The organism is Lentzea nigeriaca, assembly GCF_016907955.1.
In the GTDB taxonomy this organism is placed as follows: Bacteria; Actinomycetota; Actinomycetes; order Mycobacteriales; family Pseudonocardiaceae; genus Lentzea; species Lentzea nigeriaca.
This window is the reverse complement of the sequence record NZ_JAFBCX010000011.1, coordinates 168,319-182,600: the sequence shown is the minus strand read 5'-3', so window position 1 is coordinate 182,600 and position 14,282 is coordinate 168,319. Positions and strand designations below refer to the sequence as shown.

Annotated in this window: 14 protein-coding genes; 12 read left to right on the top strand and 2 right to left on the bottom strand. The window is 68.6% G+C overall.

Annotation, left to right across the window (positions count from 1 at the left end; genetic code table 11):
- A complete protein-coding gene (gene uraH / locus JOD27_RS32370) occupies positions 1-315 on the bottom strand; it encodes a hydroxyisourate hydrolase (RefSeq protein ID WP_204766095.1) in 315 nt (104 codons plus the stop codon).
- Between the two features lie 144 nt (positions 316-459).
- On the opposite strand from uraH, the gene JOD27_RS32365 reads away from it, so the two are divergent.
- The 12 genes from JOD27_RS32365 (at position 460) to JOD27_RS32310 (ending at position 12,971) form a co-directional block, all read left to right on the top strand.
- Positions 460-1,896: a PucR family transcriptional regulator gene (locus tag JOD27_RS32365; RefSeq protein ID WP_204766094.1), complete on the top strand. Its 1,437-nt coding sequence runs from the start codon at positions 460-462 to the stop codon at positions 1,894-1,896.
- Between the two features lie 9 nt (positions 1,897-1,905).
- Positions 1,906-2,283 carry a hypothetical protein gene (locus JOD27_RS32360; protein WP_204766093.1) on the top strand — a complete coding sequence of 126 codons (378 nt, stop codon included), beginning with the start codon at positions 1,906-1,908 and terminating at the stop codon, positions 2,281-2,283.
- A 66-nt stretch (positions 2,284-2,349) separates the two neighbouring features.
- The gene (locus JOD27_RS32355; protein ID WP_204766092.1) at positions 2,350-2,673 is read left to right on the top strand and encodes a hypothetical protein; all 324 of its coding nucleotides are present in this window, start codon (positions 2,350-2,352) and stop codon (positions 2,671-2,673) included.
- A gap of 49 nt (positions 2,674-2,722) precedes the next feature.
- A complete protein-coding gene (locus JOD27_RS32350; protein WP_204766091.1) occupies positions 2,723-3,454 on the top strand; it encodes a hypothetical protein in 732 nt (243 codons plus the stop codon).
- 120 nt (positions 3,455-3,574) lie between these two features.
- Positions 3,575-4,417, top strand: coding sequence for a helix-turn-helix domain-containing protein (locus tag JOD27_RS32345; protein ID WP_204766090.1), 843 nt, complete (start codon positions 3,575-3,577; stop codon positions 4,415-4,417).
- A 100-nt stretch (positions 4,418-4,517) separates the two neighbouring features.
- Positions 4,518-7,526 (top strand): protein kinase domain-containing protein, encoded by a 3,009-nt coding sequence (locus JOD27_RS32340; protein WP_204766089.1) that lies wholly within the window; start codon positions 4,518-4,520, stop codon positions 7,524-7,526.
- A 91-nt stretch (positions 7,527-7,617) separates the two neighbouring features.
- A complete protein-coding gene (locus JOD27_RS32335; protein WP_204766088.1) occupies positions 7,618-8,532 on the top strand; it encodes an NHL repeat-containing protein in 915 nt (304 codons plus the stop codon).
- A gap of 363 nt (positions 8,533-8,895) precedes the next feature.
- Positions 8,896-11,082 carry a sensor histidine kinase gene (locus JOD27_RS32330; RefSeq protein WP_239569835.1) on the top strand — a complete coding sequence of 729 codons (2,187 nt, stop codon included), beginning with the start codon at positions 8,896-8,898 and terminating at the stop codon, positions 11,080-11,082.
- Complete coding sequence (locus JOD27_RS32325) at positions 11,079-11,513, top strand: roadblock/LC7 domain-containing protein (RefSeq protein WP_089913172.1); 435 nt, start codon at positions 11,079-11,081, stop codon at positions 11,511-11,513. Before JOD27_RS32330 ends, JOD27_RS32325 begins: the two co-directional genes overlap by 4 nt.
- Complete coding sequence (locus JOD27_RS32320) at positions 11,513-11,878, top strand: DUF742 domain-containing protein (protein ID WP_204766086.1); 366 nt, start codon at positions 11,513-11,515, stop codon at positions 11,876-11,878. The genes JOD27_RS32325 and JOD27_RS32320 overlap by 1 nt, the downstream gene beginning before the upstream one ends.
- Entirely contained in the window at positions 11,859-12,443 is a 585-nt protein-coding gene (locus tag JOD27_RS32315; RefSeq protein ID WP_204766085.1) for a GTP-binding protein, read from the top strand. Before JOD27_RS32320 ends, JOD27_RS32315 begins: the two co-directional genes overlap by 20 nt.
- Positions 12,444-12,971: a P-loop nucleotide/nucleoside kinase family protein gene (locus JOD27_RS32310; protein ID WP_204766084.1), complete on the top strand. Its 528-nt coding sequence runs from the start codon at positions 12,444-12,446 to the stop codon at positions 12,969-12,971. It begins immediately after the preceding gene.
- Here JOD27_RS32310 and JOD27_RS32305 read toward each other — a convergent pair.
- Positions 12,943-14,280 (bottom strand): hypothetical protein, encoded by a 1,338-nt coding sequence (locus tag JOD27_RS32305; RefSeq protein ID WP_204766083.1) that lies wholly within the window; start codon positions 14,278-14,280, stop codon positions 12,943-12,945. The two genes, JOD27_RS32310 and JOD27_RS32305, sit on opposite strands and share 29 nt — an antisense overlap.
- Positions 14,281-14,282 lie beyond the last annotated feature (2 nt).

Sequence of the window (14,282 nt, the reverse complement as noted above, 5' to 3'; positions counted from 1 at the left end):
TCAGCTACCTCGGTAGGTGGAGTAGGCGAACGGCGACAGCAGCAACGGCACGTGGTAGTGCTGTGCCGGATCGGAGTAGTCGAACGTGAGCACGACCTCGGGGAAGAAGGGCGCTGCCTCGGAGGTGTCGAAGACCAGCCGGTAGACGCCCGCCGGCAGGCCATCACCCCATCCGGTGATCCGTCCGTCGGCGTTCGTCTCGGCGGAACTCACCTCGGTCCCGTCGCGGCGCTGCAGCGACACGCTGATGCCCGCGAACGGCCTGCCGCGCGCCGCGTCCAGCACGTGCGTGGAGATCGTCACTCGCCCTCCCATCTGGTTGTGAGCCAGTACACATAGCTACAGGTCCGCACCTCTACGGCCGGGACACATGAATCAGCAGGGTCCTACACGTAACGAATTTGTGCTTTCCTACAAATGTCACCCTTTTCGGCGACGAACGGACGAAAGTGACCTCCCATGTTGCTGCGGACGTTGCTGCAGATGCCGGAACTGCGCCTGAGCCTGCACACCGGTGAGGATCATCTCGACCGCATGGTCACCCGCGTGTACGGAACGGAGCTGCCCGACCCCAGCCGGTACCTGTCCGGCGGGGAGCTCGTGCTGTCCGGCCTGCTCTGGCACCACGGCCCGCAGGACTCCGAGACGTTCGTCCGCTCCCTGGCGTCGGCACGCGTCGCCGGCCTGGCCGCGTCCGAGACCGAGAACCGCGCGCTGCCCGTCGACCTGGTCGCCGCCTGCGAACGCCACCACGTGCCGCTGCTGGAGGTGCCGATCGACCTGTCCTTCGCGACCATCACCGAGCGCGTGTCGATGGAGCTGGTCGGCCTGTCCAGGCACCGTCGCCTGCTGGGTGTCGTGGCGGAGGGTTCCGGGCTGCCGGCGTTGCTCCTGGCGGGCGGCAACGAGCTGAACGCGCCGTGCTGGGTGCTCTCCACGACCGGCCGGGTCGTGGCCGGTGGCGAGCTGCCGGAGCGCGTGTCGCTGGTGAAGGAGTTCCTGCAGGCCGATCGGCTGCCGAAGACCGTCAGGGGCCTGACGCTCGTGCCCGTCTCCGAACGTGGTGGCACCCGGCTCACCAGCTGGATCCTCGTCGTGGGCGGGGAACCCCAGCAAGAGGCCGCTGCCGAGCTCGCCTCGCTGGTCGCGCTGGAACGCCTCCGTCAGGCGCAGGGCAGGCAGATCGAGAACCGGACCGCCGGGCCGCTGGTCGCCGCGGTGCTGAGCGGCTCCGCCGACGTCGAGTCGAGGCTGGCGGCGGCCGGGCTGGAGAACACCCGGCTGCGGGTGATCAGCGCCGTGACGTCCGACCAGCGGACCGACCTCGCGGCCGCGGTGCTGGAGGAGGTCGTGCCGCAGGCGCTCGTCACACCCGTCGGCGACACGGTCTACGCCGTCGCCAGGGCCGGCGACTCGGTGCCGGACGACGTCCGCGAGGCGATGCGCGTGATGGAACCGGGCCTCGGGTCGTCGCGGGTGCTGGTCGGGATCAGCTCGCCGGTCGAGTCGCGCGGGTTGCGTGGCGCCGCGGAGGAAGCCACGCACGCGCGCAGGCTCGGCGAACGACGCAGCGGCCGCACGTGTGTGGTGGCGGGCGAGGAGATCGCGCTGCACCAGCTGCTGCTCGCGGGCGTGCCGGAGGAGCTGCGTTCGTCGTTGCGGCGGAGGCTGCTGGGACCGGTGCTGGACTACGACGCCGAGCACGGGTCGGATCTCACCGGGACGCTGAAGGTGTTCCTGGACTGCTCCGGTTCCTGGACCGCCGCCGCGGCCAAGCTGCACGTCCACGTGAACACGTTGCGGTACCGGGTGGGGCGCGTGGAGGAACTGCTCGGCGTCGACCTCGCCGAGTTCGAGGCGCGTGTGGACCTCTTCCTGGCGCTGCAGGCGGGGTAACGTGGACGCATGCCCCAATCCGTTGCGGGCAACGTGGTTTTGTTCGCCATCGCCGCGGTAGCGCCCAGTGCGTTGTTCTGGGCGGTGGTCAACGTGCCGCGCGCCCTGCGCAAGCTGCGCCGCCCGGCTCTCGTGTCCGAGCACCAGCCGATCGAATGCATCGCGGCCGACCTTCGTCGCGTCCGCCGCGTGTTGTCGTGCTTCCAGCCGGGGACGCCGGCCATCAAACGGATCGGGGCTCGTCAGGCGTACGACGAGCTGCTGATGCAGGCCTGTTCGGCGTTGGACGTCCCGCACCGGCTCGGCACGGTGCCGGAAGGCGTGGACCGCGATATCGAACGGATGCGGCTGGAAGAGTGTTTGCGGAATCTCGGGTTGTCAGTCTGATGGCTGATAGCGCTTGAGCCTTCAGGCTGATGCACGCGCACCTCTCGGTTTCCTACCGTTTCGGCCATGAAGACCGCCGCCTTACTCGTGGGCCTGTTGCTCGCCGGGAGCACCGGTTGCGCGACAGCGCCCGACATCCGCGTGGTGGTGGAGGGAACGGGCACGACGGACCGCCTGACCTACTCGTTTCCAGGTGAGGAGGAACGAACCCTGCGCAACCCGGACATGCCGTTCGAACGCATGGGGGCGCGCAAGGGGCGGGTCGTGATCAGGCTCGAGGGCGTGCACGGCGAGCTCACGTGCAAGATCATCATCAACGGGCGCCAGGTGAAGACCGCCACGTCCAACACGGGTGCCGCACTCGCGTGCGATCACTCTATGGCCGTCTGACGTAAGAAGAGGAAAGCCCGTAACTTCAACATGTTGGGGAGGTACGGGTATGAGTGATGTTTTGACCGGCACCACAGGGGCTGTTCGTTTCCGGGGATGTGGCGGGGTTCCGCCGCAGTTCCGGCTGCCGGCACCGCCGCGGCATTTCGTCGGCAGGCAGGAGGAACTGGCGCGCATCAGGGCCGGCGGGGTGACGGTGCTGAGCGGGCCCGGCGGGGTGGGGAAGACCGCACTGGCGCTGAAGTGGTTGCAGGACAGGGGATGTGGGCTCTACGTCGACCTGGCCGTGCGCGAGCCGGTGGGGGATCTGCTGACGGCGTTCGGGCTGAGCGACGTGGCCGCCGACGAGAGAGCCGCGGTGTTCCGCAGTCTCGTCACGCGCAGGCAGTTCACCCTGTTGCTGGACAACGCGGGCTCGGCCGAGCAGGTGACGCCGCTGCTGCCCGTGTCCGGCACGGTCGTCGTGACCAGTCGCGAGAGGCTGAACCTCAAGCAGGCGCAGGAGATCGGCGTCGAGCCGCTCACCGACGACGGACGCATCCGGCAACTCCTCGATCTGTCCTATGTGGAGCTACCGGAACGACAGGCGCGGCTCTACCGGTTGTGCGCGTGGCAGCCCGCCCCGTTCGACGTGCAGGCGGCGGCCGCGATCGCGGGCGAGCACGAGTGCGACGTCGAGGACGCGCTGGACGACCTGGTCGAGAAGTCGTTGCTGACCGAGGTGGGCGACTCCTTCGGGTTCCATGAGCTCGTGCGTGCCCATGCGCGCACGAAACGCTAACAATGCAATTAGCGTGTTTAACGCCATAGGCGCCTGATAAACGGGAGAAGTTGGCGTTAAAGGGTTGTCCACAGCGGGTGGTCCCATTCGGTAATCCGAATTGGTCATATCCTTCGCGTCATGCCGAAGGATTTCCGGGCCACGACGCTCGAACGCGCCATCGGGCGGCAGCTGGCCGGGTGGCGCAACGAGCGGGAGCTGAGTCTCACCGAGGCGGGTCAGCGCGTGGGTTTCAGCAGCGCCAAGCTGTCCATGATGGAGAACGCGGTGCAGCCGTCGGCGGCCGTGGACATCATGGCGCTCGGTTATGTCTACAAGGTGCCTACGGCGGAATGGCAGGCCGTGGTGGCGCGCGCGCAGTACGCGGAACGAGTTCGTGCGCGCGCGTTCAAGCGTTCGGTGGACTTCGATCCGGCGGCGGACTTCGCGAATCTGGTGTTCGAGTCGACGTTGCTGCGGGTGTTCACGACGGATCTGGTGCCGGCGGTGTTCCAGCTGTCCGGGTACACGCAGGCGGTGCTGCAGTCGGATGATCCGGTGCGTTCGGCGCGGCTGGCGATGGCGCGGGAGGCGTGGTCGACGCGGCTGGAGGGCAGGGATCCGCTGGTGGTGCAGGCGGTGTTTCCGGAGGCGGTGCTGCGGCAGGTGGTGGGTGGACCGCGGGTGATGAAGGCTCAGTTGTTGCATCTGATGGAGGTCAGTGAGCATCCGACGGTGAGCGTGCAGGTGGTGCCGCGGGGTGCCGGGGCGTATCCGGCGATGGGGTCGCCGTTCACGTTGCTGAGTTTTCCGCATCGGCAGCACAACGACGTGGTGTATCTGGAGACGTTCATGAAGGGGGAGTACGTGGAGGAGCCCGGGTTGACGGAGCTGTGTGCGCAGCGGTTCGCGGAACTGCGGCGGATCGCTCTCGGCACCGGGGAGTCGTTGGAGCTGATCGCGGAGGCCGCCGCCGAGCTGTAGGAGGTGGCTCTGCGCGTTCGGATGCTGCGAAACCCGTAACCGGGGACGTCCCTTGGTCGATGATGAAACGAACGGGTCGACGAGCAGGGGGAGCCTCGAGTTGCAGAAGCGCCGGATCGTGGCTGGTGTCGCGCTCGCCGCGGCCGCGGTGTCATTGGTCGTCTTCCTCGTCGTGCAGGGGCTCGACCGCGCGGACAAGCTCGGCAGTGTCATCAGCGCGCTCGTCGCCGTGACCAGTCTCTGGTTCGTGTTGCCGCGGCCCGGCATCGATCCGATAAGACTCCTCGACGAGCTGAACATCGAACCGCTGCATCGCCACGACCCGCGAAAGATCGGCGAGTACACCCTGCTCGGACGGTTGGGCCCCGGTGCCACGGGCATCGTCTACCTCGGTGTCGACCGGCGGCAGAGCCGGCTCGTGGCCGTCAAGGTGATGGGGGCCGGGCTCGCCCGCAATCCGGTCAGCCGCGAACGGTTCCGGCGGGAGATCCGGTCCGTCGACGAGGTCGGCAAGGCGGCGGCCGGCGAGTTCCCGACGCTGCTCGACGCCAACGCCGACGCGGAACAGCCGTGGTTCGCCACGGAGTACCTGCCCAGCGAGACGTTGCAGGAGCTGGTCTCCCAAGCCAGCCCGTGGCGTCCGGCGGCGGTGGCGTGGCTGGCGCGCGTGATCGCGGCGAAGCTGCGGCTCGTCCACGACAAGGGGCTGGTGCACCGCGACCTGAAGCCCGCGAACGTGCTGCTGGGCGTCGACGACCTGTGGATCATCGACCTCGGCATCGCGAAGAACTCCGAAGATCTCGACCTCACCCGGCACGATGCCATCGGGACAGTCGCGTTCATGTCGCCGGAACAGGCCCGTGGCACCGAGGAGATCACCGCGGCGAGCGACGTGTTCTCGTTGGGCGCTCTGCTGGTGTACGCGGGGACGGGCGCGCCGCCGTTCGGCAACGACGACAACACCAGGCGCCGGATTCTCGTCGACGAACCGGACCTGAGCGGGCTCGCGGGCTGGGACAGCGCGCTGACCGGGCTGATCCGCAGGTGTCTCGACAAGGACCCGGCACAGCGCCCGTCGCTCACCGAGATCATCGACGTGTGCAAGCCGTTCACCGGCTCCGCACCGGAATGGGTGCGCGAGCAGGCTGCGCGGCGCAGGGCCGCGCAGCAGCAGGAGGTCTCCTCCGCGGTTCCGTTCTGGCGTCAGGCCAGGACCCGGTGGACCGCGCTCGCGACGGTCATCGCCTTGCTCGTGTTCGTCGTCGTGCCGATCTTCTCCTGGCCGTCGGGTGGCGGCGCGGCGGCGACGTTGCCCACGTGCGCGACGACGCCGGACACGACCCTGAACGTCGGTGTGTCCGCTGACAAGAGCGAGCTGTTCAAGGAGATGGCCGCCGACTACGGCACGCGCTCCGCCGACGGGCACTGCACCCGCCTCCTGATCACCGAGCTGAACTCCGGCTCCGCCGCGAACACGCTGGCGCGCGGGTGGACGGAGTCGGACGGTCCGCGTCCCGACGTCTGGTCGCCGGCTTCCAGCGAGTGGCTGGACATCGCCCGTGACCGCGCAGCGGGCAACACGAACGCCATCGGGGCGTTGCCGACGGAGACCCGCGGGCCGGTCGTCACGACTCCGGTGGTGATCGCCATGCCGAAGCCCATGGCGGAGGTGCTCGGCTGGCCGAGCACGAAGGAGGTCAGCTGGCGGACGCTCGCGGACCTCGCCACCGACGCACAGGGCTGGGGCCGGTACCAGAAGGACTGGGGACCTTTCCGGCTCGGCAAGACGAACCCCAACTACTCGACGTCGGGCCTCAACGCGACCATCGGTGCTTTCCACGCGTTCCGAGCCAACACCGACGCGAGTGGACCGCTCAAGGACAGCGACGTCGACGACCCGGCCGCGCGCAAGTTCGTCCAGGACATCGAGCAGTCGATCGTGCACTACGGCGAGACGAGCCTGCACTTCATGCGCAACCTGCGTACCGCGGAACGCAGGGGACAGGTGCTCTCCTACATCTCGGCGCTCACCATCGACGAGAGCTCCATGCTGGCCTACAACGCCGGTTACCCGAGCGGCGCACTGTCCACTGAGGACCCGAAGGAGGCGGAGCCCGCCACCAAGCTGGTCGCGATGTACCCGAAAGAGGGGACGATCTTCCACGACCACCCGTACATCGAGCTCACCTGGCCGGACATGACGAAGGCGAAGCGGGAGGTGAGCGCGGACTTCCTCCGGTACCTGCGGTCCCCGCAGGCGCAGAAGCGGTTCGGGGAGCTCGGTTTCCGCGATCCCTCGCACGCGTCGGGCGAGCTCGCCGACGACGGCAACGGCGTCTCGCCCGGTTTCGGGGTCAAGGAGCTGCCGAAGCCGTCCGCGCGCACGCTGGACAAGGTGCTGACCGCGTGGAGTGCCGTGCGCAAACCGGCGAACGTCCTGTTCGTCGTCGACACGTCCGGCTCGATGAAGTTCGGTGTGACCGCCACCGAGGTCCAGAAGCAGAGCTGTGAGCTCGAGGTGAGGCAGCGCGACCCGGCCACCCAGTTCTGCCCGTCCAAGATCGAGCTGATCCAGAAGTACCGCGGCGAGATCGTCAGCGGCTTCACCGACTCCGACCGGCTGGGCCTGTGGAACTTCTCCACCGCGGGTTCCGCCGGAACGGGCCCCGGCTGTCGCGGCGACCACTGCGAGCTGTCGGCGATCAGCCCGCTGAACGAGGTCAAGCGCCAGGAGATCGCGGACAAGATCAGGGCGTTGCCGGCCGAAGGCGGGACCGGGTTGTTCGACACGGTCGACCAGGCCGTCGCCGTCATGCGGCAGCAGATCGACAGGAAGGCCATCAACGCCGTCGTGCTGCTCACCGACGGCCGCAACGACAAGAGCACCGGACTGAACCTCGACCAGTTGCTCGACCGCATCAAGGTCACGGCGGGTGCGGAACCGGTCAGGGTCTTCACGATCGCCTATGGTTTCGCCTCCGACGAGGACGCCAGGGGACGCGACGAGCTGAAGAAGATCGCCGAGGCGACCGCGGCCGGCGCGTACGAGGCCAAGGACCCCGGGACGATCGCCGACGATCTCGTCGCGGCGATCACGTCGAACTTCTGAGCAGTGCAGATGTCGGCTTCCTGAGAAAACTCCTGTTCGCCCGCCTCGGACGGAAGGATCGGGGACGCACCCCAATCCGATTGGAGACGGCATGTACCGCAGATTCGGTGTCCTGCTCGCGGCGGTCCTGGGCGTCACGCTCACCGCGGCTGCGCCGGCCACCGCAGACGCGTCCCTGCTTGGTTCGGCACAGCAGTTCCCCACCGAGTTCTCCCTGCCGAACAGGTGGCAACCGGAAGGCATCGCGATCAGCGGCACCACGGCCTACTTCGGGTCGCGGGCCGACGGGTCGATCTACGCGGCGGACCTCCGCACCGGCAAGGGCGCGGTGCTGGCGAAGGGACCCGGCACGCCGTCGCTCGGCATGAAGGTCGACCGCGAGCACCGGCTGTGGGTGGCCGGTGGCACCGGTGGCGACGCACGCGTCTACGACATCCGTACTGGCGCGTTGCTGGCCAAGTTCCAGTTCGCGACCACGGACACGTTCGTCAACGATGTCGTGTTGACGGACAGGTCGGCGTGGTTCACCGACTCGCGCAAGGCGGTGCTTTACGAGGTGCCGCTCAGCCTGAAACCGCACCGCACTCTGCAACTCACCGGCGATCTCGTGATCACTCCCGGCGCGGTCAACCTCAACGGTATCGTCACCGGGCCTGGCGGCGAGTTGATCGCCGTGCAGAGCAACACCGGCATGCTGTTCCGGATCGATCCGGCGAGCGGCAAATCGATCACCATCAATTTGAGCGGTCAAACACTCACGAATGGCGACGGGCTGTTGCGTGAGGGACGGCAGTTGTACGTGGTGCAAAACAGACTGAACAAAGTCGCGCGCTACACGCTCAGTCGTGAGGGAGCCTCACTAGCCGCGGAACGCACGGACATCCGGTTCGACGTTCCCACGACGGTGGCCGCGTTCGGCAAGCGTCTCTACCTGCCGAATGCCCGCTTCAACACGCCGCCGACGCCGGAGACGCCCTACAACGTCGTCGCTGTCGAACGCCCGTAGAACAGGCCCGCGAACTAGCCCGTCCGGGGGTTCCTGCACACCAAGAACCCCCGGACCGGGGTGTTGCACCGCTCACTCGACTGGGTAGCCTGCCACCGCGTAGTGCGTGTGATCGCTGTCATTGGGTAACGATGATCTCTACTTGTTACCTTATTGCAGCCGAAGGAGTGACTCGGTTACCCGCAGCGCTAGCCGTGGGACACAGGAGACCGTGAGAGCGCTGTGAACGAGAAGAGCGGTTACACACCGACCAACTACCGGACCATTCGGTCCCGGTTGGCGGGCGTAGTCGTTGTACCAAGCGTTGTCTTGCTCGTCATGTGGGCTGTTTTCTCCTCTTACACCGTTTTCGACGGTTTCTCCATGCGGTCGATCGCGTCGAACGTGCGCGAAGCCGCGACCCCCTCGGCGGACGCCTTCGCAGGACTGCAGAAGGAACGGCAGCTGAGCCTCGTTCTGCTGAGCAGGGCACCCGGCGTCGACGCCACGACGCTCACCCGGCAGCAGGCGCAGACCGACGAGTCGCTGCGCCGGATGAAGGAGGTCCTCGCCGACCTCTCCGGCAACTCCCCGCAGGACGTCGTCGACCGGATCAACGCGCTGAACTCGATGCTCGACGAGCTGCCGCAGCAACGCGCGCAGGTCAAGACCGGCACCGCGAACCCACAGGCGGTCTACGACTACTACAACGGCCTCATGGACGCCGGTGTGTCGCTCTTCGGCCATCAGGCCCGGCTCGTACCGGACGCGGAGGCCGGTCAGGCCGACATCCAGGCCGTGACGATCTTCCAGGCGGCCGACTGGATGTCCCGCGCCGCCACCGTCGGCTCGCGCGGGCTGCTCAACGGCAAGTTCACCCCGGCGGAACGCACCGAGTTCGTCCGGCTCGTCGGTGCCTACCACTCGAGCGTCGACACCACGATCCCGTTCGCGTTGCAGCAGCCGCGCAGTCAGTACGACTCGCTGCGGACCAGTCCTGAGTACCGGACGCTGCTCGACCTCGAGGGCCGGATCATCAACGGCGACACCGGTGTCACCGACGGGCAGTGGCGAGCGGCCGCCGGTCCGGTGCACGAGAAGCTCGTGCAGATCGCGGCCAGACAGGCGGAGGACGCCGCCGACCTCGGCCTCGACCAGGCCAACAGCAGGCTCACGGCCGTCCTGGTCGGCAGCCTGATCGCGTTGCTCGCGGTCGTCGTCGGCATCGTGCTCGCGCTGCGTATCTCGAACCGCCTGGTCAGCCGGGCGCTGGTGACGCGGCTCGCGTCGCTGCGGGAGGACACGCTGCGGCTCGCGCAGGAACGGCTGCCGCACATCGTGGCGCGGCTGCGCGGCGGCGAGCAGGTCGACGTCCACCGCGACATGCCGCCGCTCGACTACGGCAACGACGAGATCGGCCAGGTGGCCGACGCGTTCAACACCGCCCAGTACACGGCCGTCGCGGCCGCGGTGAAGGAGACACAGGCCCGCGAGGGCGTGAACCGCGTCTTCCTCGACATCGCGCACCGCAACCAGGGGCTCGTGCACCGCCAGCTCAAGATCCTCGACAAGCTGGAACGCGAGGAGGAGAACCCCGAGCAGCTCGACTCGCTCTTCCAGCTCGACCACCTGGCGACGCGCGCCCGCCGCAACGCCGAGAACCTGATCATCCTCGCCGGTGAGCAGCCGGGCAGGCAGTGGCGCAAGCCGGTGCGGCTGAGCGACGTCATCCGCGCCGCCGTCGCCGAGACCGAGCAGTACGTCCGGGTCAGGGTCAACCCGGTGCCGGACCGCGCGCTCGTCGGTGTCGCCGTCGCCGACACCATCCACCTGCTCGCGGAGCTCGTCGACAACGCGACGGCGTTCTCGTCGCCGCGGTCCGAGGTCATCGTCCACTCGAGCGCCGTGCCGCACGGCATCGTGATCGAGATCGAGGACCACGGGCTCGGCATGACGCAGGAGGAACGCCTCCAGGCCAACGCGAAGCTCTCCAACCCGCCGGACTTCGAGACGATGGCGTTCCGGGGCGAGTCCCGGCTGGGACTGTTCGTCGTCGCCCGGCTCGCCGCGCGGCGGGGCATCAAGGTGGAGCTGCGCGACTCGCCCTACGGCGGCACGGTCGCGCTGTGCGTGCTGCCGCCGAACATCGTCGCCCCGCACAGCGCCGCAGGCGACATCACCGAGACCACGCAGATGCCGGTGCGGTCGTTCCACGACCAGCGCCACGGCCACCTCGAGGAACACCCGAGCTTCCCCGTGACGCTCGCGCCCGAGGTGCGGGCGGCGCTGAACGCCGGAGCTGTCCCAGCCGTTTCCGCAACTGATGCATCCGTGGACGAAGAGAACCCCGTGGTAGCCCCGCAGGACGGGAAGCCGGCGCTTCCTCGCAGGAAGAAGCGGCAGAACCTCGCGCCGCAGCTCATCCAGCCGGGGGAGTTGCCACACGCCGAACCGGTGACCGGCGAAAGGTCGGCGGAGCGGACCCGTGACGGGCTCGCCGCGTTCCAGCGCGGCACCCGTGACGCCCGCTTGACCGACGACTGGAGATCAGAAGGAGCCCCCTCGTCATGAAGGACAACACCAGCCAGCACGGTGAACTGAACTGGTTGCTGGAGGACCTCATCCAGCGCGTGGTCGGCGCCCGTCACGCGGTCGTGCTGTCGGCGGACGGACTCCTGCTCGGCCGCTCGGCCGGGCTGTCCCGCGACGACTCGGAGCACCTGTCCGCGATGGCGTCGGCGTTCCAGTCGCTCGCCCGCGGCACCGGCCGGCACTTCGGCGGCGGTGCGGTGCGGCAGACCATCGTCGAGATGGAGCACGCTTACCTGTTCGTGACGGCGGCCGGCCACGGCGCGTGCCTCGCCGTTCTGGGTGAAGAGGACGCCGACATGGGCATGATCGCGTACGAGATGAACATGCTGGTCAAGCGAGTGGGCACATACCTCTCGTCGGCACCGCGCGCAGAGACCGCGACAGTCCCGTCGGCGCGTGAGTCGCGCTGATGACCGCGCGGGAGGACTGGTGGTACGACGAGGCCGCGGGGCCGCTGGTGCGGCCCTACGCCATGGTGCGCGGCCGCACCCGGCCGAACGCGCCTGATCTGCACCTGGTGACCCAGGTCCGCGCCTCCTCGTTTGCGTCCGACCAGACGTCGCTGACGGTCGAACATCGCGAGATCATGGCCCTGTGCGCACGCCCCCTCTCGGTAGCCGAGGTCGCCGCCTACCTCGACGTGCCGCTCGTCGTGGTGAAGGTCCTGCTGTCGGACCTCATCGAGCGCGGTGACGTGATCGTGCAGAACTCCTCCCCCCAGATTCCCGACAGGGATCTCCTGCAGGCCGTACTGGATGGTGTTCGTGGGATCTGATGGCCGGCTGACCGTTCCGACAGCGGTCAAGATCGTCATCGCGGGCGGGTTCGGCACCGGCAAGACCACGATGGTCGGGTCGGTGTCCGAGATCCCGCCGTTGAAGACCGAGGAGCTGCTCACCGAGGCCGGTGTGCACGTCGACGACCTGGCGGGCATCGAGGGCAAGGACACCACCACGGTGGCGCTGGACTTCGGGCGCATCACCATCAACACCAAGGTGGTGCTGTACCTGTTCGGCACGCCGGGCCAGAACCGGTTCTGGTTCATGTGGGACGAGCTGGCCACGGGTGCGATCGGGGCGGTCGTGCTGGTCGACACGCGTCGGCTCGACTCGTCGTTCCCTTCGATCGACTTCTTCGAGCACCGCGGGATCCCGTTCGTCGTCGCGGTGAACTGCTTCGACGGCGCGCAGCTGTACACGGTGGACGAGGTGCGGCACGCCCTCGACCTCGACGACGGGATTCCCGTGGTGCTGTGCGATGCGCGCGACCGGGAGTCGTCCAAGTCGGTGCTGGTCGGGCTGATCCAGCACTCGATGAACCGGCTCGAGGCCGCTGTCTAGGTGTTCGTTCTGGTGGGCGGGTGGCCGGGGGCGGGCAAGACCACCCTGGCCACTGCGCTCGGCGGGTGCCTCGGGTTGCCGGTGCTGGCCAAGGACGACGTCAAGGAAGCGCTGGCCGACGAGCTCGGCCTGCCCGCCACGGTGACCGAGTCGCGGCGACTCGGGCGGGCGGCGGTTCTCGCCGTGCTGCGGATCGCGGCTCGCTGTCCGGGCGCGGTGCTGGACAGCACGTGGTTCGACTACACCCGGCCGCTCGTGGCGGCGTTGCCCGGTCCCGTTGTGGAACTGCGGTGCGTCGTACCGGTGGAGGTGGCGCGGTCGCGGTACTACGCCAGAGCTGCCGGGCGCCACGCCGGCCATCTGGACTTCGAGCGCGACGAGGCCGAGCTGTGGGGAGAACCGGTGCGGCCGTTGGGGGTCGGGCCGTTGCTGGAGGTCGACACCACCGGGCCGGTGGACGTCGCCGCGCTCGCCGACCAGGTGCGGCGAGCCGCTGAGCTCAAGGGTTCTTGCGGACGAGGCCGGTGAACCCCGCGACGAACAACGTCGCGAACGCCCAGGCCAGCAGCTGCAGGATCCACATCGCCACGACCACCAGCTGACCTGCCGACGTGGTCGTCGCGACCTGGCACTTCTGCACGGCATCGGTCTTCACCAGCGGCGCGGCGGCGTTCAGCGCGTAGCCGATCTGCTCCACCGTGGAGCAGCGGACCGCGCCCGACCCGAGCACCACGGCCGCCGACACCGCCAGGGTGCCGAGCAGCCACAGCAACGCGGTCGCGGGCCGGTAGCCGTAGCCGACGGTGGCGCCGGTGATCCGGTGCCACACCCGGCCCCAGCGGGTCAGTCGGCCTCGGCGCAGCAGGTCGCGGTGCTGGGCGACGCGGATGCGCCGGACGTCGCGTTCGTGGCCGGCCGCCTGGTGCGCGGCGGCGAGCTGGGCGTACGGCTGGGTCGCGTACTGCGGCGTCTTGTTCGCGAGCAGGTCGAGCCACTCGTCGAGGCCCGAGTCACGCGGTAAGCCCGCGTAGGTGAGCCCGTCCAGCTCCACTCGGCCGTCGGCGAAATCGGCGGACAGGAACAACTCCATGCCCACCCTCACCTGTTTGACGTCCAACGCCGCCCTGGGGGCGGCCACCTTGCCGTTGCGCAGGACCAACTGACCACCGATGCGCGATCCCCGGATGCGCACGGCGATGTAACGCTCCGAGGTGGCGTGGAACCCGCCTTCGAGCAGGATGTTTCCGTCGACCTGCAGGTCCATGCCCTGCAGGGCACCGTCGTCGGCGGCCAGCTCGGCACCGGTGCAGTCGAGGTTGCCCCCGATGCGGGCGCCGACGAGCTCGACCGTCGCGGACGTGCGGACGTCGTTGAGGTACAGGTCGCTGCCGGTGCGCAGCTTGCCGGCGTGCAGCGCACACCCGGTCTGGCTGAGCAGGTTCGCGCCACTCAGGTTCACGTGGCCGCCCACGGACGCTTCGGCCAGGTCGAGGGCGTAGTTCTCCTCGCCTCCGTCGAGCCTGGCTCCGACCAGGTAGAGGTAGTGGTCGAGCCGCAGCCACGGCGCGATCACCGCGGGCGCGACGAGACCGGACAGGTCGAGAGCGGAGAGGTGTGCGCGGTCGAGCAACACCGGTGCGTCCGCCGTGCAGTCCAGCAACACCAACGGCCGTTTGGCCACCACGTCGCGCAGGTCGAGCTGGCCTTCGATGCGCGCGTTGCGCACACGCAGGCCGCGCGGGTCGAGATCGTCGGCGTTCACCAGCAGGTCCCGGATCACCGCCGCCGAGATCCCGGCGCCCTCGAAGTCGACCAGCTCGCCCTTGGTCAGGTCCACCC